Origin of the sequence: Roseomonas sp. TAS13 (assembly GCF_001950415.1) — a bacterium.
Classification (GTDB): Bacteria; Pseudomonadota; Alphaproteobacteria; order Acetobacterales; family Acetobacteraceae; genus Roseomonas; species Roseomonas mucosa.
Map to the genome: position 1 here is coordinate 1 of NZ_BDLP01000049.1, position 18,956 is coordinate 18,956.

Consider the following 18,956-nt stretch of genomic DNA (forward strand, 5'->3'; position numbering starts at 1 on the left):
CCGGGCGACAACGTGGCGATGGATGTCGAGCTGATCGCGCCGATCGCCATGGACCAGGGCCTGCGCTTCGCCATCCGCGAGGGCGGCCGCACCGTCGGCGCCGGCGTCGTCGCCTCCATCGAGAAGTGATGCATCGTGGCTGACGCGCAAAACATCCGCATCCGCCTCAAGGCGTTCGATCACCGCGTGCTGGATGGCAGCACGCGGGAGATCGTGAACACCGCGAAGCGGACCGGCGCGCGGGTGCGGGGACCGATCCCCCTGCCCACGCATATCGAGCGGTTCACCGTGAACCGTTCCCCGCACGTGGACAAGAAGTCGCGCGAGCAGTTCGAGATCCGGACTCATCGCCGCCTTCTGGACATTGTCGACCCCACCCCGCAGACCGTGGACGCGCTGATGAAGCTCGACCTCGCCTCGGGCGTGGACGTCGAGATCAAGATCTAAGGCCGGGAGGATAGCTGCCATGGCCGCCACTAACGGCCGTACCGGCCTGATCGCCAAGAAGCTGGGCATGACCCGGCTGTTCAACGAGGACGGTTCGACCGTCCCCGTGACCGTGCTGCATGTCGATGACGTGCGCGTGGTGTCGACCCGCACCGAGGAGAAGGACGGCTATGTCGCCCTTCAGATCGGTGCCGGGAAGGCGAAGGTGAAGAACGTCTCCAAGCCCAACAAGGGCCACTTCGCGAAGACCGGCGTGGAAGCGCCGGCCAAGCTGGTGGAGTTCCGTGTCGCTGCCGACGCGGTGCTGGAGCCGGGTGCTTCGCTGACGCCGTCGCACTTCGTCGCAGGTCAGCGCATCGACGTGACCGCGACCTCGAAGGGCAAGGGCTTCGCCGGTGCGATGAAGCGCTGGAACTTCCGTGGTCTCGAGGCGTCGCACGGCGTGTCGATCAGCCACCGCTCGCACGGTTCCACGGGCAACCGCCAGGATCCGGGCAAGACCTTCAAGAACAAGAAAATGGCCGGCCATCTCGGTGTCGAGCGCATCACCACCCAGAACCTGGTGGTGGCGGGTGTCGATGCGGAGAAGGGGCTGCTGCTGGTGAAGGGCTCCGTGCCCGGCGCCGCGGGGGCCTGGGTGATGGTTCGCGACGCCGTGAAGCGCGCGCGCCACGCCGACGCGCCCTATCCGGCGTAAAGGTAGACAGAAGCGATGCAAGTGAAGGTTATCACTCTCGATAACGGCCAAGCCGGCGAGATCGAACTGCCGGAGGAGCTCTTCGGAGCCACTCCGCGGTCCGACATCATGGCGCGCGTGGTGCACTGGCAGCTCGCGAAGCGACGTGCGGGTACCCACAAGGTGAAGGGCATGGGGGAGGTCTCCGGGACCACCAAGAAGCCCTATCGCCAGAAGGGGACCGGCAATGCCCGTCAGGGCTCGCTCCGTGCGCCGCAGTTCCGCACCGGTGGCGTCGTGCATGGTCCGGTCGTCCGCGACCACGGCTACAGCCTGAACAAGAAGGTCCGCCGCATGGGCCTGATCTCGGCGCTGAGCCAGAAGGCCCGTGACGGCAAGCTCGTCGTGATCGACGTGCCGGCCGAAGCGGCCAAGACCGCGCAGCTGGCCAAGCAGGTCAAGGCGCTGGGCTGGACGAGCGCGCTGGTGGTCGATGCGACCCCGGCCGAGGGCTTCGTGCGCGCCGCGCGCAACCTGCCCAAGGTCCAGGTCATGCCGACGGTCGGCGCCAACGTGTACGACATCCTCAACCACGACATCCTCGCGGTGACGCGGGCCGGGGTCGAGGCGCTGAAGGAGCGGCTGGCGTGAGCGAGACGCAGGAAAAGGCCAAGCGCCCGGTGATCGGGCGCGAGCGGATGTACCAGGTCGTGCTGGCGCCGCTGGTGACGGAGAAGGCGACCGCCCTGAACGAGCAGGGCCAGGTGACCTTCAAGGTGGCGCTCGAGGCGACGAAGCCCGAGATCAAGGCCGCTGTGGAGGGCCTGTTCGGTGTGACGGTGAAGGCCGTGAACACCGTGGTGGTCAAGGGCAAGACGAAGCGCTTCAAGGGTCGTCCCGGGGTGCGCTCGGACTGGAAGAAGGCGATGGTCAAGCTCGGCGAGGGCCAGTCCATCGACCTCACGACGGGGCTCGCGTAAGCCATGGCATTGAAGAACTTCAATCCGGTCACCCCGTCCCTGCGCGGGACGGTGCTGGTGGACCGGTCCGAGCTGTGGAAGGGCGCGCCCGTCAAGCAGCTCACCGAGGGCAAGAGCAAGTCGGGCGGCCGCAACAACCACGGCCGCACGACCGTTCGGTTCCGTGGTGGCGGGCACAAGCAGACCTATCGCTACGTGGACTTCAAGCGGAACACCAAGTTCGGCGTTCCCGCGACGGTCGAGCGGCTGGAGTATGATCCCAACCGCACCGCCTGGATCGCGCTGCTGAAGTACCAGGATGGCGAGCTGGCCTACATCATCGCGCCGCAGCGGCTGAAGGCCGGCGACACAGTGGTCTCCGACCAGCGCGCCGACATCAAGCCGGGCAATGCGATGCCGCTGTCGGCCATTCCGGTCGGCACGATCATCCACTGCATCGAGCTGAAGCCCGGCGCCGGTGCGAAGATGGCCCGTTCCGCGGGTTCCTACGCGCAGCTGGTCGGCAAGGATTCGGGCTATGCCCAGATCAAGCTGATGTCGGGCGAGCTGCGGCTGGTGCGCGCGGAGTGCATGGCCTCGATCGGTGCCGTGTCCAACCCGGACAACAGCAACCAGCAGATCGGCAAGGCCGGTCGCTCCCGCTGGCTTGGCCGCCGTCCGCACAACCGCGGCGTGGTCATGAACCCGGTCGATCACCCGCATGGCGGTGGCGAGGGCCGGACGTCCGGTGGCCGCCACCCAGTCACCCCGTGGGGCAAGCCGACGAAGGGCTACAAGACCCGCACCAACAAGCGGACGAACAATCTGATTGTTCGCCGGCGCAACGCGACGAAGGGCTGATTAGATGGCTCGCAGTGTTTGGAAGGGGCCGTTCGTCGACGGCTACCTGCTCAACAAGGCGGATGCGGCGCGTGCGTCGGGGCGGAACGAGATCATCAAGATCTGGAGCCGCCGCAGCACGATCCTTCCGCAGTTCGTCGGCCTGACCTTCGGGGTCTACAACGGGAAGAAGTTCATCCCGGTGCAGGTCAACGAGAACATGGTCGGCCACAAGTTCGGCGAGTTCTCGCCGACGCGGACCTTCACCGGCCACTCGGCCGACAAGAAGGCGAAGCGGGGCTGAGATGAGCAAGCCGAAGCATGATCGTAGCCTCGGGGAGACCGAGGCGAAGGCGACCACCCGGAACATCCGGGTCTCGCCGCGCAAGCTGAACCTGGCCGCCGGTCTGATCCGTGGCAGGAAGGCGCAGGACGCGGTGGCGATCCTGACCTTCTCCAAGTTCCGGATCACCGACACGGTCAAGAAGACGCTGGAAAGCGCGATCGCGAACGCGGAGAACAACCACCAGCTGGACGTGGACCGTCTGGTGGTGGCCCGCGCCGAGGTCGGCCGTGCCGTCGTCATGAAGCGCTTCCACGCCCGTGGCCGTGGCCGGTCGTCGCGCGTCGAGAAGTGGTTCAGCCACCTGACCATCGTGGTGGCGGAGCAGGCCGAGACCGCGTCGCAGCAGGAGGCCGCATAACATGGGTCACAAAGTCAACCCGATCGGGCTGCGGCTGGGCATCAACCGCACCTGGGATAGCCGCTGGTACGCCGATGCCGGCTATTCCAAGATGCTGCACGATGACCTGAAGCTGCGTACGAAGCTGAAGGAGCGCCTGAAGGGCGCCGGCGTGTCGCGCATCGTGATCGAGCGTCCGGCCAAGAAGCCGCGCGTGACGATCCATGCCGCCCGTCCGGGCGTGGTGATCGGCAAGAAGGGCGCCGACATCGAGGTGCTGCGCAAGGACCTGGCGAAGCTCGCCGGGGCCGAGGTCTCCCTGAACATCATGGAGATCCGCAAGCCCGAGATCGACGCGACCCTGGTCGCCGAGAGCATCGCCCAGCAGCTGGAGCGCCGCGTGGCCTTCCGGCGCGCCATGAAGCGCGCCGTGCAGTCCGCGATGCGCCTGGGTGCCGGCGGCATCCGCATCAACTGCGGTGGCCGCCTGGGCGGGGCCGAGATCGCGCGCATGGAGTGGTACCGCGAGGGCCGCGTGCCCCTGCATACCCTCCGCGCCGACATCGACTTCGGCACGGCGACGGCGAAGACCAACTATGGCACCTGCGGTGTCAAGGTGTGGATCTTCAAGGGTGAAATTCTGGCTCATGATCCGATGGCGCAGGACAAGCGCGCCGCGGAGCAGGCGCCTCAGCGCTGAGGCGGGATGAATCATGCTGCAACCGAAGCGCACGAAGTTCCGGAAGGCCCATAAGGGCCGCATCCATGGCCTGGCGAAGGGCGGGTTCACCCTGTCCTTCGGCGGCTTTGGCCTGAAGGCCCTGGAGCCGGAGCGAGTGACGGCCCGCCAGATCGAGGCGGCCCGTCGCGCCATCACCCGCGCCATGAAGCGTCAGGGTCGCGTCTGGATCCGGATCTTCCCGGATGTTCCGGTCTCGACCAAGCCTGCCGAGGTCCGCATGGGCTCCGGCAAGGGCGCGCCCGAGTATTGGGTGGCCCGCATCAAGCCGGGCCGCATCATGTTCGAGATCGACGGCGTCAGCCAGGAGACGGCCCGCGAGGCGCTGACCCTTGGCGCGGCGAAGCTGCCGATCAAGACGAAGTTCGTGGCGCGTCTGGGCGCCGAGGCGTAAAGACATGACCAAGATCGCAGATGTCCGGGCGAAGAGCCCGGACGAGCTGAAGGCGATGCTGCTCGATCTCCGGAAGGAGCAGTTTAACCTCCGCTTCCAACGTGCCACTGGACAACTGGAGGCGGTTTCGCGTATTCGCGCGGTGCGGCGCGACATCGCCCGCGTGAAGACCGTGCTGGGCCAGTCGGCCCAGGCGGACAAGAAGGCCTGACGAGGAGACCCCGGCGATGCCGAAGCGAGTCCTCACCGGGCGGGTCGTGAGCGACAAGGGCGACAAGACGGTTACCGTCCTCGTCGAACGTCGTGTCATGCATCCGCTCTACAAGAAGTTCATCAAGCGCTCGGGCCGCTATGCGGCGCACGACGACGCCAACCTGTGCAAGGAAGGCGATACCGTGCGGATCGAGGAGTGCCGCCCCATCAGCAAGCGCAAGAGCTGGCTGGTGGTCGCGCGCAACGGTGAGGACGTCGCCCGTCCCGCCGGCTTCGAGAGCGCCCCTGTCGCGGAGAATGCGGCGGCATGATCCAGGTTGAATCCAACCTCGACGTCGCCGACAACTCCGGCGCCCGGAAGGTCCAGTGCATCAAGGTGCTGGGCGGTTCCAAGCGCAAGACGGCTTCTGTCGGTGATATCATCGTGGTGTCCGTGAAGGACGCCATTCCCCGTGCCAAGGTGAAGAAGGGCGAGGTGCATCGCGCCGTCATCGTCCGCACGGCCTATCCCGTGCGGCGTGGCGATGGCTCGGCCATCCGCTTCGACAACAACGCGGCCGTCCTGATCAACAAGCAGGGCGAGCCGATCGGCACGCGTATCTTCGGTCCGGTGGTGCGCGAGCTGCGCGCCCGCCGTTACATGAAGATCATCTCCCTGGCTCCGGAGGTGCTGTAATGGCCGCGAAGATCCGCAAGGGTGACCGCGTCCAGGTGATCACCGGTTCCGACAAGGGCAAGCGCGGCGAGGTGCTGCGCGTGATCCCCGAGGATAACCGGGCGATCGTCCAGGGCGTGAACATGGTCAAGCGGCACCTGAAGCCGCAGGGCATGAACCAGCCGGGTGGCATCCAGGAGAAGGAGGCGACGATCCACCTCTCCAACCTGGCGCTGATCGATCCGAAGTCCGACAAGCCGACCCGCGTCGGCTTCAAGGACGTGGACGGCAAGAAGGTCCGGGTGGCCAAGGCCTCCGGCGAGGTGCTCGACGCATGAGCGACACTCAGAAGGAGCTGCCGCGCCTGCAGCGGCACTACAACGAAGTGGTGCGCAAGGCTCTGCAGGAGCAGTTCGGCTACCAGAACGTCATGGAGATGCCCAAGCTCTCCAAGATCGTCATCAACATGGGCGTGGGCGAAGCGGCCGGCGACAGCAAGAAGCTGGACGCGGCCGTGGCCGACCTGATGGCCATCGCTGGCCAGAAGCCGGTCAAGACCCGGGCCAAGAAGGCGATCGCGGGCTTCAAGATCCGCGAGGGGCAGGCGATTGGCTGCAAGGTCACGCTGCGCCGCGCGCGGATGTACGAGTTCCTGGACCGTCTGGTGACGATCGCGATGCCGCGCGTCCGCGATTTCCGCGGCCTGCCCGGCAACCGTGGCTTCGACGGCCGTGGCAATTTCGCCATGGGCCTGAAGGAGCAGATCATCTTCCCGGAAATCGCCTACGACAAGGTCGAGGCGGTGCGTGGCATGGACATCCAGTTCGTGACCACGGCAAAGACGGACAAGGAGGCCAAGGCCCTTCTCAAGGCCTTCGAGCTGCCTTTCGCCAATTAATCTCGGAAAACCGGCCCGGCCCGTTCCCTTCCCAGTTGGCAGGGGGCGGGTGGGGCCAGGTTCTGGAGGATAAGATCGCATGGCCAAGACTTCGGCTGTCGAGAAGAACAACCGGCGCGCCAAGCTCTCGGCGCTGCACGCGGAGAAGCGTGCGGCGCTGAAGGCTCTGGTGATGGACCGCGAGGCGCCCGTCGAGGAGCGTTTCGAGGCCACCCTGAAGCTCGCGCAGCTGCCGCGGAATGGCGCCAAGGTGCGCGTCCGCCTGCGCTGCGAGCTGACTGGCCGTCCCCGCGGGAATTACCGCAAGTTCAAGCTGAGCCGTAACGCGCTCCGTGACCTGGCCTCCTTCGGCCAGATTCCCGGGCTCGTGAAGGCCTCCTGGTAAGGCGGAGGATCGATGTCCCTGTCCGATCCGCTGGGTGATATGCTCACCCGTATCCGCAATGGTCAGCGCGCGCGGCAGAGCCGCATCGTGTCTCCCGCGTCGCGCCTGCGTGCCGACGTGCTGGATGTCCTGAAGCGCGAGGGCTATATCCGTGGCTACAGCTCCGAGGACGTGCGCCCTGGCGTGAAGATCCTCAACATCGAGCTGAAGTACTCGGAGGGCGAGCCGGTGATCAAGGAGATCAACCGGGTGTCCAAGCCGGGCCGCCGCGTCTACGCGAAGATCAAGGAGCTGCCGAAGGTCTATAACGGCTTCGGCGTTTCCATCCTTTCCACGCCTCGCGGCGTGATGAGCGACAATGAGGCCCGCGCTGCCAATGTTGGCGGCGAAGTCCTCTGCCGCGTGTTCTGAGGAGGCCGGCCCCATGTCACGCGTCGGCAAGTATCCCGTCACCGTCCCGAGCGGCGTCACCGTCGCCCTTCAGGACGGCGTCGTGGTGGCCAAGGGCAAGCTCGGCGAGCTGCGCCTGCCGGTCGTCACGGAAGCGGTGGATGTGAAGATCGAGGACGGCTCCGTCACCGTCTCGCCGAAGGGCGAGGACCGGCGGTCGCGCACGCTGTGGGGCACCACGCGTTCGCTGATCAACGGGATGGTGACGGGCGTTTCCACCGGCTTCTCCAAGTCCATGGAGATCACCGGCACGGGTTACCGTGCGGCGGTCCAGGGCAAGGAGCTGGTGCTGAACCTCGGCTACAGCCACGAGATCCGCTACGCGATCCCCGAGGGGATCAAGATCACGACCGAGCGCCCCACGGCGATCAAGGTCGAGGGTGCGGACAAGCAGCGGGTCGGCCAGGTGGCCGCCGAGATCCGCGCCTATCGTGGTCCCGAGCCCTACAAGGGCAAGGGCGTCCGCTACGACAACGAGGTCATCCTCCGGAAGGAGGGTAAGAAGAAGTAATGCGCAAGCTCGCACTCCAGACGCGGCGCCGCTCGCGGCTCCGCTTCCAGCTGCGGCAGAAGGCCGGCGGGCGTCCTCGCCTGTCGATCTACCGCTCCGGCCGGCACATCTATGCGCAGGTGATCGACGACAAGGTGGGCCGCACCCTGGCGGCTGCCTCGACGCTCGAGAAGGACCTGCGTGCCCGTACGGGGGCGGATGTCGACGCGGCGACCGCCATCGGCAAGCTGGTGGCCGAGCGTGCCATCGCGGCCGGTGTCTCGGCGGTGGTCTTCGACCGCGGCCCCTATCTCTACCATGGCAGGGTCAAGGCCCTGGCGGACGGCGCCCGCGAGGGCGGGCTGTCGTTCTGAGGAGCGTCTGACGCATGGCATATGCACCGAGGTCCGGTGGCGGTGGCGAGGGTGGTGACGGCGAGCGCCGTGGCCGCGGCCGCCGTCGCGACAACGACCGCAATCAGCAGCAGGCCCACAGCGAGGGTGATGAGCTCCGCGACAAGCTGGTGACCATCAATCGCGTCGCGAAGGTGGTGAAGGGTGGCCGTCGCTTCTCCTTCGCCGCGCTCGTGGTGGTGGGCGACCAGAAGGGGCGCGTGGGCTGGGGCGCCGGCAAGGCGCGCGAGGTTCCGGAGGCGATCCGCAAGGCGACCGAGCGCGCCAAGCGGACGATGATCCGCGTGCCGATGCGTGAGGGCCGCACCCTGCACCACGACATGATCGGCGAGTTCGGCGCGGGCCGCGTGATCCTGCGCGCGGCGCCGGCGGGCACCGGCATCATTGCCGGCGGCCCGATGCGCGCCGTGTTCGAGACGCTGGGCATGGGCGACGTGGTCGCCAAGTGCACCGGCACGACGAACCCGCACAACATGGTCAAGGCGACCTTCGCGGCGCTGGGGAAGGTGACCTCCCCGCGTGCCGTGGCGGCGCGGCGCGGCAAGAAGGTCTCCGACCTGATCGGCCCGCGCAAGGACGAGGCCGCTCCGGCGGCTCAGGAGGCTGGCGGTGTCTGAGACTGCCAAGAAGACCGTGAAGGTGACCCAGACCGGGTCGCCGATCGGCCGCAAGCCCGGGCAGCGCGAGACGCTGATCGGGCTGGGGCTGAACAAGATGCACCGGACCCGCGAGCTTGAGGACACCCCCGCCGTGCGCGGGATGATCCGCAAGGTCGCCCACCTCATCAAGGTGGAGGACTGATCATGGTGAAGCTCAACGAGCTGCGCGACAACGAGGGCGCCCGCCCGAAGTTCAAGCGCATCGGCCGCGGCATCGGTTCCGGCAAGGGCAAGACGGGTGGCCGCGGCGTGAAGGGCCAGAAGGCCCGCACCGGCGTGTCGCTGAACGGGTTCGAGGGCGGTCAGCTCCCGATCTACCGGCGCCTGCCGAAGCGGGGCTTCGTGAATCTCTTCCGCGTCGAGTACGCGCCGCTGAACATCGGCCTGCTCGACAAGGCGATCGAGGAAGGCCGCCTGCCGGCCGACCAGGCGCTGGACGAGACGATGCTGAAGGCGGCTGGCGTGGTGCGGGTCAGCGGCAAGCGTGCCGGTGTCCGCCTGCTCGCCAAGGGTGAGATCAAGCGTGCGGTGAACATCACCGTCACCGGTGCCTCGCAGGCCGCCATCGCGGCGGTCGAGGCGGCGGGCGGCAAGGTGACGGTCACCGCGCCGAAGGCTTCGGAAGAAGCTCCGGCCGCTTGATTTGCGCCTCCCTGGGGGGCTACCTGACAGCTGATGTCTTCGCTGCGGCGCGCGGGGGACCTCCCCGGGCGCCGCAGTTGTATGGAGGGTACGCATGGCGTTCGCCGCCGAGCAGCTCGCGGCCAATCTCAACCTCGGGGTGCTGTCGCGCGCCACCGAGCTGAAGAAGCGGCTCTGGTTCACACTAGGGGCACTGATCGTCTATCGCCTCGGCACCTATATCCCCGTCCCTGGCGTGGATGCCTCGGTGATGGCGGATATCCTGCGCCAGCATGGCGGCGGCGTCCTGGGCATGTTCGACATGTTCACGGGCGGCGCGCTGGGGCGCATGACGGTCTTCGCGCTGAACATCATGCCCTATATCTCCGCCTCCATCATCGTGCAGCTGATGACGGCGGCGATCCCGTCCTGGGAGGCCCTCAAGAAGGAGGGCGAGAGCGGACGGAAGAAGCTCAACCAGTACACGCGCTATCTGACGGTGCTGATCGCGATCTTCCAGGCTTATGGCATCGCCGTCGGGCTGGAGGGGATGCAGGGCGCCATGGGAGCCTCGCCGGTCTATGCCGGGGGCACCTTCTTCCGGCTTTCCGCAGTGATCACCCTGGTGGGCGGCACGATGTTCCTGATGTGGCTGGGTGAGCAGATCACCGCCCGGGGCATCGGCAACGGCATCAGCCTGATCATCTTCGCAGGCATCGTGGCAAACCTGCCGCATGCCTTCGTCTCGACCCTGGAGCTGGGCCGGACCGGGGCGCTCTCGACGCCCTTCATCATCTTCTTCCTGCTGGTCGCCCTGGCCGTGATCGCCTTCGTGGTGTTCATGGAGCGGGCGCAGCGCCGCATCCCGGTGCAGTATCCCAAGCGCCAGGTCGGCAACCGGATGTTCGGCGGCGACTCGACCCATCTGCCGCTGAAGCTGAACACGGCCGGCGTGATCCCGCCGATCTTCGCCTCCTCCCTGCTGCTGCTGCCGGCGACCTTCGCGGGCTTCGCGGGGGCCGGGCAGGGAGAGGACACCTGGCTGAGCCGGGCGGCGCAGTGGCTGGCGCATGGCCAGCCGCTCTACATGGGCCTGTATGTCGCGCTGATCATCTTCTTCGCCTTCTTCTACACCGCTGTGGTCTTCAACCCGCAGGAGACGGCGGAGAACCTGAAGAAGAACGGTGGCTTCGTGCCCGGTATCCGGCCGGGGCAGGCGACGGCGGACTATTTCGACCGGGTGCTGACGCGGCTGACCCTGGTGGGCGCGATCTACCTCTGCATCGTCTGCCTGATCCCGGAATTCCTGATCAGCCAGTACGGCGTGCCTTTCTACTTCGGCGGCACCTCCCTGCTGATCATCGTGTCCGTCACGATGGACACGGTGGCGCAGGTGCAGTCTCATCTCTTCGCGCACCAGTACCAGGGCCTGATCCGCAAGGCCCGGCTGGGGGCGCCGGGGGCTGGGGGAAGCCGGTCCCTGCCGAACGGTAACCGTCCGAGTGTTGGGAGACGTCGTTGAACCTGATCCTGCTGGGGCCTCCCGGGGCCGGAAAGGGAACCCAGGCCAAGCGCCTGGAGGAGAAGTTCGGGGTTGCGCAGATCTCGACGGGCGACATGCTCCGGGCGGAGGTCAAGTCTGGCTCCCAGATCGGGCGCGAGGCCAAGGCGATCATGGAGAGCGGCGGGCTGGTGCCCGACGCGATCATCACCGCCATGCTGGCCCTGCGGGTCGCCCGGCCGGACTGCACCAAGGGCTTCATCCTGGACGGCTTCCCGCGCACGGTGCCTCAGGCGGAGGCGCTGGACGTGATGCTGAAGGAGAAGGGCTTGGCGCTCGATCACGTGATCGAGTTGAAGGTCGACCCGACGGCGCTGGTCGAGCGCATCGCCGGCCGCTTCACCTGCGCCGCCTGCGGCACCGGCTACCATGACACCTTCAAGCCGACGATCCAGGCCGGGGTCTGCGACGTCTGCGGCGGCACGGAGTTCGTCCGCCGGGCCGACGACAAGGCGGAGACCGTGGCGGCGCGCCTGGAGGCCTACCGGATGCAGACGGAGCCGCTGCTGCCCTACTACCAGGCGCAGGGGAAGCTGAAGTCGGTGGACGGCATGGCCGATATCGACGACGTGACCCGCGAACTGGGAGCCCTGTTGAGGCGGGCTTGACCTGAGGGACGGGGAGGTTTATCCCGCCCCTTCCTCGCGGCGGGCTCCCTCCCGCTGCGTGTTCCCATGCCATTTGCCGGTGCTTCGGCGGTTTCGCCGCCGGAGTCGGGCAATGATCACCTCGCCGGCCCAGGCTGCCCGCCGTCGCCGGCCCTATCGGAGCAGTTGCTCCAGGAGAGCGAACGTGGCGCGTATCGCCGGCGTGAACATCCCCGACAACAAGCGGGTGCAGATTTCCCTGCGCTATATCTATGGCATCGGCCCGAAGAACGCGGCCGAGATCTGCGAGAAGCTCGGTATCCCCGAGGAGCGCCGGGTCAACCAGCTCTCCGACGAGGAGGTCCTGAAGATCCGCGAGATGCTGGATCGCGACTACCGCGTGGAGGGTGACCTCCGCCGCGAAGTGGCGATGAACATCAAGCGGCTGATGGACATGGCCTGCTACCGTGGCCTGCGTCACCGCCGTGGCCTGCCGGTGCGCGGCCAGCGCACCCACACCAACGCCCGCACCCGCAAGGGCAAGGCCGTGGCGATCGCCGGCAAGAAGAAGGTGACGAAGTAAGATGGCGCGTCAGCCGCAGGCGGGCTCCCGTCCCCGCAAGAAGGAGCGCAAGAACATCGCCACGGGCGTGGCGCATGTGCTCGCGACCTTCAACAACACCATCGTGACGATCACCGACAGCCAGGGCAACGCCATTGCTTGGTCGTCCTCCGGGTCGCAGGGCTTCAAGGGCAGCCGGAAGTCCACCCCGTACGCCGCGCAGGTCGCGGCCGAGGATGCCGGCCGCAAGGCCCGCGAGCACGGCATGGAGACCCTGGAGATCATGGTCTCCGGTCCCGGTTCGGGCCGCGAGAGCGCGCTGCGCGCTCTGCAGGCCGTCGGCTTCTATGTCACCGCCATCAAGGACGTGACCCCGATCCCGCACAACGGTTGCCGTCCGCGCAAGCGTCGTCGCGTCTGATCGGGGAAACGTCGCAGGAGATACCCAAGTGCTGGATCGCAATTGGCGTTCCCTGATCAAGCCCGAGCGCCTGGACGTCGATCCGGGCGCTGACCCCGCGCGCGTGGCCACCGTGGTCGCCGAGCCGCTGGAGCGCGGCTTCGGTCAGACTCTGGGCAACGCGCTGCGGCGGGTTCTGCTGTCCTCGCTCCAGGGCGCGGCCGTCACGGCCGTGAAGATCGAGGGCGCGCTGCACGAGTTCAGCAGCCTGCAGGGTGTCCAGGAGGATGTCACCGACATCATCCTGAACATCAAGCAGCTGGCCATCCGCATGCCCTCCGAGGGCACGAAGCGCCTGACGCTGGAGGCCACCGGCCCCGGCGAGGTGACGGCGGGCCAGATCCAGGTGACCGGCGACATCGAGGTCGCCAACCCGGAGCTGGTGATCTGCACGCTCGACGATGGGGCGCGCTTCTCCATGGAACTCACCGTCTCGACGGGCAAGGGCTATGTCCCCGCCTCCGAGAACCGGACCGAGGACCAGGAGATCGGCCTGATCCCGGTGGACGCGATCTATTCGCCTGTCCGCCGCGTCGCCTTCCAGGTGCAGCCGACCCGCGTCGGCCAGCGCACGGACTACGACAAGCTCGTGCTCACGGTGGAGACCGACGGCACGGTCGCGCCGGATGACGCGGTGGCGCTCGCCGCCCGCATCCTGCAGGACCAGCTGCAGCTCTTCATCAACTTCGACGAGCCGCGCGAGGCCAAGGTGCAGGAGGTGCAGGACGACCTGCCCTTCAACCGCAACCTGCTTCGCAAGGTCGATGAGCTGGAGCTGTCGGTCCGCAGCGCGAACTGCCTGAAGAACGACAACATCGTCTATATCGGCGACCTCGTGCAGAAGTCCGAGCAGGAGATGCTGCGCACCCCGAATTTCGGGCGCAAGTCCCTGAACGAGATCAAGGAGGTTCTCGCCTCCATGGGTCTCAGCCTCGGAATGAACGTGCCGGGCTGGCCGCCTGAGAACATCGAGGACCTGGCTCGCCGGGTCGAAGAGCCCTTCTGAACCCGGGGCCTAGGAGACTGAAATGCGTCACGGGATGTCCGGGCGGAAGCTGAACGTCACTTCCTCTCACCGGATCGCGATGTTCCGGAACATGGCGACCTCGCTGCTCAAGCACGAGCAGATCACGACCACCCTGCCCAAGGCCAAGGAGCTGCGGCCCTATGTCGAGCGGATCATCACGCTCGGCAAGCGCGGCGACCTCTCGGCCCGCCGGCAGGCGCTGGCCCAGATCCGCGACGAGAAGGTGGTGGACAAGCTGTTCACGACCATCGCGGAGCGCTACGCCACCCGCCAGGGCGGTTATTGCCGCGTGCTGAAGGCCGGCGTGCGCTACGGCGATGCCGCCGACATGGCGGTGATCGAGCTGGTGGATCGCGACGTCTCGGCCAAGGGCCTGGACAGCGGCCCGCAGCCGGAGATCGTCGAGGCCGAGGGCGAGCAGCCCCAGGCCTGATTTATCGACCGATGCGGCTGATCGGATCGTTTCGGCACGGGGCGGGTGGGAAACCACTCGCCCCGTTGCTGTTCGTGCTGGGCCTGCTCTGCCTGCCCGCCGCGGGGCTTGCCGATGAGGGCGTGGTGGACGACGCCTCGGAGCTGGAGGGGCAGACCATCCAGCAGCTCGGCGCCTTGCAGGACATGGCGCCGATGCTGCGCAACGTTGCACGCGGCCGGCAGCAGGTGATTTTCGAGCATCTGCGCGCCCCTGGGAGCCACGTCCATGCCGAGGACGGCTTCGCCTGGGCCTGGGGCTGCCGTGGCGGGGACTGCGCGCGGAACGGGCTGTTCCTGGGGCATGAGCCGAAGAACGGGCTGCTCTGGATGCTGTTGATCCGGGATGGCGAGCTTGACCGCCAGGTGCCGCCCCGCGGCTCGCCCTGGCCCGCACCGCTGGTGAAGGGCGTGGCCAGCGTCAGCGCCGAACTGGCGGCCCGGATGGCGCGCGGGGGCTGAAAAGGGCGTGGGGGTTCAGCCCCCCGCTGGTTCCTGGCGCCAGAAGGCGTGGAGGGCGGGGATGTCCCTGTTGCAGAGCAGGGGCAGGGCCGCGCTGATCCGCTCGAGCGGCCAGTCCCACCAGGCCATTTCCAATAGCAAGGCGGCGCCGCTGCCGATCGAGCAGAAGCTCCCGATGATCAGGCGATCCACATCCGTGCGGTCGGGAAAAAGGTAGCGGGCACAGTCGTCGAAACCGTGCCGGTGATAGTAGCCGGAATAGTAGCTGTAGCGGCCAACCAGGATATTGGGGTTGGTCACCTGCTCCGACAGCAGGCGGCCGGCGAAGGGGCTCTCGAAGGCATTCCCGGTCATGGGTCTTTCCTCTTTTCTGCCTCCCCCGCCATCTCTCCCGGCCTGTCCCACCGGGCCGGATGGCCCGGTGGGACAGGCCGGTCCGATGGGCCGGTCAACCCTGGTTCTTGGCCAGCTCCGACACCAGGAAGTCGCGGAAGACGGCGACGCGCTTGGAATGCCGCATCTCCTCCGGATAGACGAAGTAGGACTCGAAGCGCGGGGTCTTCATCTCGCTCAGGATCGGCGTGAGATCCGCAATGTCATCGCCGAGATAGTCGGGCAGGGCGGTGATGCCCAGGCCGCTGCGCACGGCGCGCAGCATGGCGGGGAGGCTGTTCACCTCCATCACGGCGCGACGCGGGCTGCCGGCGCGGCGTCCCGCCTCGGCGATCCAGTTGATGTCCTCGATCGGCTGGCGGTGGTCGCCATAGGTGATCAGCCGGTGGTTATCGAGATCCTCCGGCCGCTGCGGGGCGCCGTACTGCTTCACGTACTCGGGCGAGGCCACGATCTTCCAGCCGAAGGTGGCGACATGGCGCTGGATCAGGTCCGGCTGCCGGGGGGCGTGCATGCGGATGGCGACATCCGCCTCGCGCATCGCCAGGTCCAGCTCCGTGTCGTCCAGCAGCAGGGTGACGGTGACGTCGGGGTGCTTCTCGATGAAGCGTTGCAGGCGCGGGGCGAGCCAGAGCGAGCCGAAGCCGGTGGTGGTCGTGACCTTGAGGCGGCCGGCGGCGCGCTCACGGCTCTCGGTGAGCAGGGCCTCGGTCATCGCCAGCTTGGCGAAGACCTCGCGCACCGTCTTGTTCAGCGTCTCGCCTTGTTCCGTCAGGATCAGGCCGCGGGCGTGGCGGTGGAACAGGGGCACCGCCAGGGCCTCTTCCAGGGCCTGGATCTGGCGGGAGACGGCGGACTGGCTCAGGTTCAGCGACTCGCCGGCATGGGTGAAGGACCCCGCCTCGGCGACCGCGTGGAAAACCCTCAGCTTGTCCCAGTCGAGTGGCATGATCGGTGTTTCCTCGCCTCAGAGATAGGCCGCTGGGGCCGGGGCAGATTCGGGAAGGCCGGCGAGCCACTTCTCGGCATCGAGCGCGGCCATGCAGCCGGTGCCGGCCGCGGTGATCGCCTGGCGGTAGATGTGGTCCTGCACGTCCCCGGCCGCGAAGACCCCTTCCGCCGAGGTCTGGGTGCGGCCCGGCTCGGTGCGGATATAGCCCGCCTCGTCCATGTCGAGCTGGCCCCGGAACAGGGCGGTGGCGGGCGCGTGGCCGATGGCGACGAAAACGCCATGGATCGGCAGCTCGGAGGCCTCGCCGGTCTTCAGGTTGCGCAGGGCGAGTGCCCGGGCGACCGGCGTGCGGCCGCTCTCGTCGGCCAGGATGGCCTCGGCCACCGTGTCGCGCACCACCACGATGTTCGGGCGGGCGAAGAGGCGGTCGAGCAGGATGCGCTCGGCTCGGAAGGTGTCGCGCCGGTGGATCAACGTGACGCGGGCGGCGAGGCCGGAAAGGTAGAGGGCTTCCTCGATGGCCGTGTTGCCGCCGCCGATGACCGCGACCTCCCGCCCCCGGAAGAAGAAGCCGTCGCAGGTGGCGCAGGCGGAGACGCCGAAGCCCGAAAGCTCCTTCTCCCCCGGAATGCCGAGCCAGCGGGCTTGGGCCCCGGTGGCGATCACCAGGCTGTCGGCGAAGTAGACGTCGCCGGAATCGCCCTCGCAGCGGAAGGGGCGGCGGGACAGGTCCACGGCGGTGATGGTGTCCATCTGCAGGCGGGCGCCGACATGTTCGGCCTGCTTCGCCATCTGCTCCATGAGCCAGGGGCCCTGGATGGCCTCGGCGAAGCCTGGATAGTTCTCGACCTCGGTGGTGATGGTGAGCTGTCCGCCCGGCTGCAGGCCCGCCACGACGATCGGTTGCAATCCGGCGCGGGCCGCGTAGATGGCCGCCGTGTATCCGGCCGGTCCGGCACCCAGAACGAGGAGGCGGGTTCGGTGAGTCTCGGGCACTTCTGATTCCTGCGAGTCGCGGGTTACGCGCAGCATATCGGTCAGCCCTGCGTCCACCGCAACCCGGCATTCCGGAAAGGATGGTCTGGACGTGCGGAGCGTGCAAGGATATTTCGCCGCATCGCCATGACGGGCAATGAACAGTATGCCGAATGACGTGCCCGAGCTGGACGCGACTGACCTGGCCATCCTCGACGAGATCCAGCAGGACGGGCGGATCACGAATGTGGAACTCGCCCGCCGCGTCGGCCTCTCGGCCCCTCCCTGCCTGCGCCGGGTGCGCCGGCTGGAGGAACTCGGCGTGGTCCGGGGCTACCATGCCGATCTGGAGCCCGGCTCGCTCGGCTGGGAAGTCGGCTTCTACGCGCTGGTCGGGCTGGAGACGCAGAAGCTCTCGGTGCTGGAGGCCTTCGAGCGGATGGTCACCGCCTGGCCGGAGGTGAGGGAGTGCCACATGATCCGCGGCGGCGGTGACTTCCTGCTGCGGCTGGTGGCGCGCGACACGGCGCACGAGAACGCCCTGACCTCCCGCCTCACCGGGGCCGACCATGTGATGCGGGTGCAGACCCTCCAGGTGATCCGCACCGCCAAGGAAGAGGTGGGCGTGCCGGTGGAGCGGCGCTGAGGCTGTTCCGGCGACGCTGTCCCGTGGGAGGCGTCGCTTCCCCCCTGGTCCCCTCTGCTCAGGAAGGCGAGGGCCTCCCCGAAACCCCGCCGATCTCCGGTGGCGGCAGGCGCCAGCCCACCGGGTCCTGTGGAGGGGGTATTGGGGGAAAGGCGGAGCCTTCCCGCCCGGGCCATGGGAACGCCGCCCTCAGCCCACCCGGACGGTATAGTCCGCCGCTTCCAGGGCGGCGACGATGGCCGCGCCCTGGTTGGCGTCGCGCACCTCGATCATAAGCTCCAGCTCGGCGGTCTGGACCGAGGGGGCGGCGAAGAGGCGCTGGTGGCTGACTTCGATGACATTGCCGCCGGCGGCCGCGACGCGAGTGGAGATATCGGCCAGGACGCCCGGCCGGTCGGGGATGTCGAGGTGCAGGCGCAGGATGCGGCCGTCGCGCAGCATCTCCCGCAGCAGGACATTGGCCAGGATGCGCGGGTCGATATTGCCGCCGCAGACGGTGGTGGCGACGGTATGGCCCGCGAAGCGCTCGGGAAAGGCCAGGATGGCGGCAAGGCCGGCGGCGCCGGCGCCTTCGGCCACGACCTTGGCGCCCTCGGCCAGCAGGGCGATGGCCCGCTCCACCGCGCGTTCGGGGACGACCAGGACCTCGATGCCCAGCCGGGCCAGCATCGCGGCCGGCAGCTCGCCCACGTCGCGCACGGCGATGCCCTCGGCGATGGTGGGGCCGCCGACCTTCACCGGCTCGCCCGCCAGGCGCTGGGCCATGGCGGGATAGCCCTCGACCTCGACGCCGTAGAGGGCGATGTCGGGGCGCAGCTCCTTCACCACCGCGGCGGAGCCGGCGACAAGGCCGCCGCCGCCCACGGGGATCACCATGGATTGCAGACCGGAGGGGGCGTCTTCCAGGATCTCCAGCGCCATGGTGCCCTGGCCGGCGACGATCTCCGGGTCGTCATAGGGGTGGACGAAGACCAGCCCCTCGCTCAGCGCCAGGGCATGGGCGTGGGAGGCGGCCTCGGCCAGGGTTTCCCCGTGCAGCACCACCCGGGCGCCCCAGCTTTCCGTCCGCACCACCTTGGTGGAGGGGGTGAAGCGGGGCATCACGATGGTGGCGCGGATGCCCAGCAGATGGGCGTGGCGCGCGACGGCCTGGGCGTGGTTGCCGGCGCTCATCGCGATCACCCCGGCCTCACCTTCCCGCGCCGAGAGCTGGGCGAGGCGGTTGGCCGCGCCGCGCTCCTTGAAGGCGCCGGTGGGGTGGAGGTTGTCAAGCTTCAGCAGCACCCGGGCGCCGGCTGTCTCTTGATCACATCTACGCACAGCTCCACCGTAAGGCGA

At 67.9% G+C, this 18,956-nt stretch carries 33 protein-coding genes and 1 pseudogene; 30 read left to right on the top strand and 4 right to left on the bottom strand.

The genetic code is table 11. The features are described from left to right. The 29 genes and pseudogenes from tuf to ROTAS13_RS06640 all read left to right on the top strand — a co-directional run. Positions 1–129 (top strand): annotated as a pseudogene (gene tuf, locus ROTAS13_RS06500) (elongation factor Tu); the annotation flags it as partial. Between the two features lie 6 nt (positions 130–135). Further along, entirely contained in the window at positions 136–447 is a 312-nt protein-coding gene (gene rpsJ / locus ROTAS13_RS06505) for a 30S ribosomal protein S10 (protein ID WP_019459503.1), read from the top strand. Positions 448–466: 19 nt separating this feature from the next. Continuing rightward, a complete protein-coding gene (gene rplC, locus ROTAS13_RS06510; RefSeq protein WP_019459502.1) occupies positions 467–1,144 on the top strand; it encodes a 50S ribosomal protein L3 in 678 nt (225 codons plus the stop codon). A gap of 15 nt (positions 1,145–1,159) precedes the next feature. Next, the gene (gene rplD, locus ROTAS13_RS06515) at positions 1,160–1,774 is read left to right on the top strand and encodes a 50S ribosomal protein L4 (protein WP_019459501.1); all 615 of its coding nucleotides are present in this window, start codon (positions 1,160–1,162) and stop codon (positions 1,772–1,774) included. 47 nt (positions 1,775–1,821) lie between these two features. Continuing rightward, on the top strand, positions 1,822–2,103 hold the full coding sequence (locus tag ROTAS13_RS06520) for a 50S ribosomal protein L23 (RefSeq protein ID WP_037225247.1): 282 nt from the start codon (positions 1,822–1,824) through the stop codon (positions 2,101–2,103). 3 nt (positions 2,104–2,106) lie between these two features. Next, positions 2,107–2,943: a 50S ribosomal protein L2 gene (gene rplB / locus ROTAS13_RS06525; RefSeq protein ID WP_026032926.1), complete on the top strand. Its 837-nt coding sequence runs from the start codon at positions 2,107–2,109 to the stop codon at positions 2,941–2,943. Between the two features lie 4 nt (positions 2,944–2,947). After that, positions 2,948–3,226 (top strand): 30S ribosomal protein S19, encoded by a 279-nt coding sequence (gene rpsS, locus ROTAS13_RS06530; RefSeq protein ID WP_019459498.1) that lies wholly within the window; start codon positions 2,948–2,950, stop codon positions 3,224–3,226. 1 nt (position 3,227) lies between these two features. Further along, positions 3,228–3,626, top strand: coding sequence for a 50S ribosomal protein L22 (rplV, locus tag ROTAS13_RS06535; RefSeq protein ID WP_019459497.1), 399 nt, complete (start codon positions 3,228–3,230; stop codon positions 3,624–3,626). A 1-nt stretch (position 3,627) separates the two neighbouring features. Further along, a complete protein-coding gene (gene rpsC, locus ROTAS13_RS06540; RefSeq protein WP_019459496.1) occupies positions 3,628–4,305 on the top strand; it encodes a 30S ribosomal protein S3 in 678 nt (225 codons plus the stop codon). 13 nt (positions 4,306–4,318) lie between these two features. Continuing rightward, a complete protein-coding gene (rplP, locus tag ROTAS13_RS06545) occupies positions 4,319–4,738 on the top strand; it encodes a 50S ribosomal protein L16 (RefSeq protein ID WP_019459495.1) in 420 nt (139 codons plus the stop codon). A gap of 4 nt (positions 4,739–4,742) precedes the next feature. Next, positions 4,743–4,949: a 50S ribosomal protein L29 gene (rpmC, locus tag ROTAS13_RS06550; RefSeq protein ID WP_019459494.1), complete on the top strand. Its 207-nt coding sequence runs from the start codon at positions 4,743–4,745 to the stop codon at positions 4,947–4,949. 16 nt (positions 4,950–4,965) lie between these two features. After that, positions 4,966–5,262 carry a 30S ribosomal protein S17 gene (gene rpsQ / locus ROTAS13_RS06555; protein WP_019459493.1) on the top strand — a complete coding sequence of 99 codons (297 nt, stop codon included), beginning with the start codon at positions 4,966–4,968 and terminating at the stop codon, positions 5,260–5,262. Then, positions 5,259–5,627, top strand: a complete 369-nt coding sequence (rplN, locus tag ROTAS13_RS06560) for a 50S ribosomal protein L14 (RefSeq protein ID WP_019459492.1) — start codon at positions 5,259–5,261, stop codon at positions 5,625–5,627. The genes rpsQ and rplN overlap by 4 nt, the downstream gene beginning before the upstream one ends. Beyond that, positions 5,627–5,944, top strand: coding sequence for a 50S ribosomal protein L24 (gene rplX / locus ROTAS13_RS06565; protein ID WP_027281257.1), 318 nt, complete (start codon positions 5,627–5,629; stop codon positions 5,942–5,944). The genes rplN and rplX overlap by 1 nt, the downstream gene beginning before the upstream one ends. Continuing rightward, positions 5,941–6,504: a 50S ribosomal protein L5 gene (gene rplE / locus ROTAS13_RS06570; protein WP_019459490.1), complete on the top strand. Its 564-nt coding sequence runs from the start codon at positions 5,941–5,943 to the stop codon at positions 6,502–6,504. Before rplX ends, rplE begins: the two co-directional genes overlap by 4 nt. Before the next feature lie 79 nt (positions 6,505–6,583). Next, positions 6,584–6,889, top strand: coding sequence for a 30S ribosomal protein S14 (gene rpsN, locus ROTAS13_RS06575; RefSeq protein WP_019459489.1), 306 nt, complete (start codon positions 6,584–6,586; stop codon positions 6,887–6,889). 12 nt (positions 6,890–6,901) lie between these two features. Further along, positions 6,902–7,300: a 30S ribosomal protein S8 gene (rpsH, locus tag ROTAS13_RS06580; protein WP_027281260.1), complete on the top strand. Its 399-nt coding sequence runs from the start codon at positions 6,902–6,904 to the stop codon at positions 7,298–7,300. Between the two features lie 13 nt (positions 7,301–7,313). Further along, positions 7,314–7,850, top strand: coding sequence for a 50S ribosomal protein L6 (gene rplF, locus ROTAS13_RS06585; protein ID WP_019459487.1), 537 nt, complete (start codon positions 7,314–7,316; stop codon positions 7,848–7,850). Further along, a complete protein-coding gene (gene rplR, locus ROTAS13_RS06590; RefSeq protein ID WP_019459486.1) occupies positions 7,850–8,203 on the top strand; it encodes a 50S ribosomal protein L18 in 354 nt (117 codons plus the stop codon). The genes rplF and rplR overlap by 1 nt, the downstream gene beginning before the upstream one ends. Before the next feature lie 14 nt (positions 8,204–8,217). Continuing rightward, complete coding sequence (rpsE, locus tag ROTAS13_RS06595; RefSeq protein WP_019459485.1) at positions 8,218–8,859, top strand: 30S ribosomal protein S5; 642 nt, start codon at positions 8,218–8,220, stop codon at positions 8,857–8,859. Continuing rightward, complete coding sequence (gene rpmD / locus ROTAS13_RS06600; protein WP_019459484.1) at positions 8,852–9,043, top strand: 50S ribosomal protein L30; 192 nt, start codon at positions 8,852–8,854, stop codon at positions 9,041–9,043. The genes rpsE and rpmD overlap by 8 nt, the downstream gene beginning before the upstream one ends. Positions 9,044–9,048: 5 nt before the next feature. After that, positions 9,049–9,543, top strand: a complete 495-nt coding sequence (gene rplO, locus ROTAS13_RS06605) for a 50S ribosomal protein L15 (RefSeq protein ID WP_027281264.1) — start codon at positions 9,049–9,051, stop codon at positions 9,541–9,543. A gap of 94 nt (positions 9,544–9,637) precedes the next feature. Beyond that, entirely contained in the window at positions 9,638–11,044 is a 1,407-nt protein-coding gene (gene secY / locus ROTAS13_RS06610) for a preprotein translocase subunit SecY (protein ID WP_075821878.1), read from the top strand. After that, entirely contained in the window at positions 11,041–11,691 is a 651-nt protein-coding gene (locus ROTAS13_RS06615; RefSeq protein WP_075821879.1) for an adenylate kinase, read from the top strand. Before secY ends, ROTAS13_RS06615 begins: the two co-directional genes overlap by 4 nt. A gap of 184 nt (positions 11,692–11,875) precedes the next feature. Continuing rightward, entirely contained in the window at positions 11,876–12,253 is a 378-nt protein-coding gene (rpsM, locus tag ROTAS13_RS06620; protein ID WP_075821880.1) for a 30S ribosomal protein S13, read from the top strand. Position 12,254: 1 nt separating this feature from the next. Next, complete coding sequence (gene rpsK / locus ROTAS13_RS06625) at positions 12,255–12,653, top strand: 30S ribosomal protein S11 (protein ID WP_019459479.1); 399 nt, start codon at positions 12,255–12,257, stop codon at positions 12,651–12,653. Positions 12,654–12,681: 28 nt separating this feature from the next. Next, positions 12,682–13,698 carry a DNA-directed RNA polymerase subunit alpha gene (locus ROTAS13_RS06630; RefSeq protein WP_019459478.1) on the top strand — a complete coding sequence of 339 codons (1,017 nt, stop codon included), beginning with the start codon at positions 12,682–12,684 and terminating at the stop codon, positions 13,696–13,698. 22 nt (positions 13,699–13,720) lie between these two features. Next, the gene (rplQ, locus tag ROTAS13_RS06635; RefSeq protein WP_026032924.1) at positions 13,721–14,152 is read left to right on the top strand and encodes a 50S ribosomal protein L17; all 432 of its coding nucleotides are present in this window, start codon (positions 13,721–13,723) and stop codon (positions 14,150–14,152) included. 65 nt (positions 14,153–14,217) lie between these two features. After that, positions 14,218–14,652, top strand: a complete 435-nt coding sequence (locus ROTAS13_RS06640) for a hypothetical protein (RefSeq protein ID WP_075821881.1) — start codon at positions 14,218–14,220, stop codon at positions 14,650–14,652. Between the two features lie 15 nt (positions 14,653–14,667). On the opposite strand, the gene ROTAS13_RS06645 is transcribed toward ROTAS13_RS06640, so the two are convergent. The 3 genes from ROTAS13_RS06645 to trxB all read right to left on the bottom strand — a co-directional run bounded on the left by ROTAS13_RS06645 (position 14,668) and on the right by trxB (position 17,029). Further along, positions 14,668–15,006 (bottom strand): hypothetical protein, encoded by a 339-nt coding sequence (locus tag ROTAS13_RS06645; RefSeq protein ID WP_075821882.1) that lies wholly within the window; start codon positions 15,004–15,006, stop codon positions 14,668–14,670. A 94-nt stretch (positions 15,007–15,100) separates the two neighbouring features. After that, positions 15,101–15,994, bottom strand: coding sequence for a LysR family transcriptional regulator (locus tag ROTAS13_RS06650; protein WP_019459474.1), 894 nt, complete (start codon positions 15,992–15,994; stop codon positions 15,101–15,103). An 18-nt stretch (positions 15,995–16,012) separates the two neighbouring features. After that, the gene (gene trxB / locus ROTAS13_RS06655) at positions 16,013–17,029 is read right to left on the bottom strand and encodes a thioredoxin-disulfide reductase (RefSeq protein WP_051004721.1); all 1,017 of its coding nucleotides are present in this window, start codon (positions 17,027–17,029) and stop codon (positions 16,013–16,015) included. A gap of 109 nt (positions 17,030–17,138) precedes the next feature. On the opposite strand from trxB, the gene ROTAS13_RS06660 reads away from it, so the two are divergent. Further along, the gene (locus ROTAS13_RS06660) at positions 17,139–17,618 is read left to right on the top strand and encodes an Lrp/AsnC family transcriptional regulator (RefSeq protein WP_019459472.1); all 480 of its coding nucleotides are present in this window, start codon (positions 17,139–17,141) and stop codon (positions 17,616–17,618) included. A 189-nt stretch (positions 17,619–17,807) separates the two neighbouring features. Here the strand turns inward: ROTAS13_RS06660 and ROTAS13_RS06665 are convergent. Next, positions 17,808–18,956, bottom strand: a 1,149-nt coding sequence (locus tag ROTAS13_RS06665; protein ID WP_075821883.1) for a threonine ammonia-lyase, incomplete at its 5' end; no start/stop codon positions are given.

Coding starts and splice junctions, on each gene's coding strand:
- rpmC (WP_019459494.1), top strand. CDS start 4,743: ATGACCAAGATCGCAGATGTCCGGGCGAAGAGCCCGGACGAGCTGAAG.
- rplQ (WP_026032924.1), top strand. CDS start 13,721: ATGCGTCACGGGATGTCCGGGCGGAAGCTGAACGTCACTTCCTCTCAC.
- rpsE (WP_019459485.1), top strand. CDS start 8,218: ATGGCATATGCACCGAGGTCCGGTGGCGGTGGCGAGGGTGGTGACGGC.
- rpsH (WP_027281260.1), top strand. CDS start 6,902: ATGTCCCTGTCCGATCCGCTGGGTGATATGCTCACCCGTATCCGCAAT.
- secY (WP_075821878.1), top strand. CDS start 9,638: ATGGCGTTCGCCGCCGAGCAGCTCGCGGCCAATCTCAACCTCGGGGTG.
- rplF (WP_019459487.1), top strand. CDS start 7,314: ATGTCACGCGTCGGCAAGTATCCCGTCACCGTCCCGAGCGGCGTCACC.
- rplE (WP_019459490.1), top strand. CDS start 5,941: ATGAGCGACACTCAGAAGGAGCTGCCGCGCCTGCAGCGGCACTACAAC.
- ROTAS13_RS06660 (WP_019459472.1), top strand. CDS start 17,139: ATGCCGAATGACGTGCCCGAGCTGGACGCGACTGACCTGGCCATCCTC.
- rplD (WP_019459501.1), top strand. CDS start 1,160: ATGCAAGTGAAGGTTATCACTCTCGATAACGGCCAAGCCGGCGAGATC.
- rpsK (WP_019459479.1), top strand. CDS start 12,255: ATGGCGCGTCAGCCGCAGGCGGGCTCCCGTCCCCGCAAGAAGGAGCGC.
- rplV (WP_019459497.1), top strand. CDS start 3,228: ATGAGCAAGCCGAAGCATGATCGTAGCCTCGGGGAGACCGAGGCGAAG.
- trxB (WP_051004721.1), bottom strand. CDS start 17,029: ATGCTGCGCGTAACCCGCGACTCGCAGGAATCAGAAGTGCCCGAGACT.
- rplP (WP_019459495.1), top strand. CDS start 4,319: ATGCTGCAACCGAAGCGCACGAAGTTCCGGAAGGCCCATAAGGGCCGC.
- ROTAS13_RS06645 (WP_075821882.1), bottom strand. CDS start 15,006: ATGACCGGGAATGCCTTCGAGAGCCCCTTCGCCGGCCGCCTGCTGTCG.
- rplN (WP_019459492.1), top strand. CDS start 5,259: ATGATCCAGGTTGAATCCAACCTCGACGTCGCCGACAACTCCGGCGCC.
- rpsC (WP_019459496.1), top strand. CDS start 3,628: ATGGGTCACAAAGTCAACCCGATCGGGCTGCGGCTGGGCATCAACCGC.
- rplR (WP_019459486.1), top strand. CDS start 7,850: ATGCGCAAGCTCGCACTCCAGACGCGGCGCCGCTCGCGGCTCCGCTTC.
- ROTAS13_RS06650 (WP_019459474.1), bottom strand. CDS start 15,994: ATGCCACTCGACTGGGACAAGCTGAGGGTTTTCCACGCGGTCGCCGAG.
- rpsQ (WP_019459493.1), top strand. CDS start 4,966: ATGCCGAAGCGAGTCCTCACCGGGCGGGTCGTGAGCGACAAGGGCGAC.
- rpsS (WP_019459498.1), top strand. CDS start 2,948: ATGGCTCGCAGTGTTTGGAAGGGGCCGTTCGTCGACGGCTACCTGCTC.
- rplB (WP_026032926.1), top strand. CDS start 2,107: ATGGCATTGAAGAACTTCAATCCGGTCACCCCGTCCCTGCGCGGGACG.
- rpsN (WP_019459489.1), top strand. CDS start 6,584: ATGGCCAAGACTTCGGCTGTCGAGAAGAACAACCGGCGCGCCAAGCTC.
- rplC (WP_019459502.1), top strand. CDS start 467: ATGGCCGCCACTAACGGCCGTACCGGCCTGATCGCCAAGAAGCTGGGC.
- ROTAS13_RS06520 (WP_037225247.1), top strand. CDS start 1,822: ATGTACCAGGTCGTGCTGGCGCCGCTGGTGACGGAGAAGGCGACCGCC.
- rplX (WP_027281257.1), top strand. CDS start 5,627: ATGGCCGCGAAGATCCGCAAGGGTGACCGCGTCCAGGTGATCACCGGT.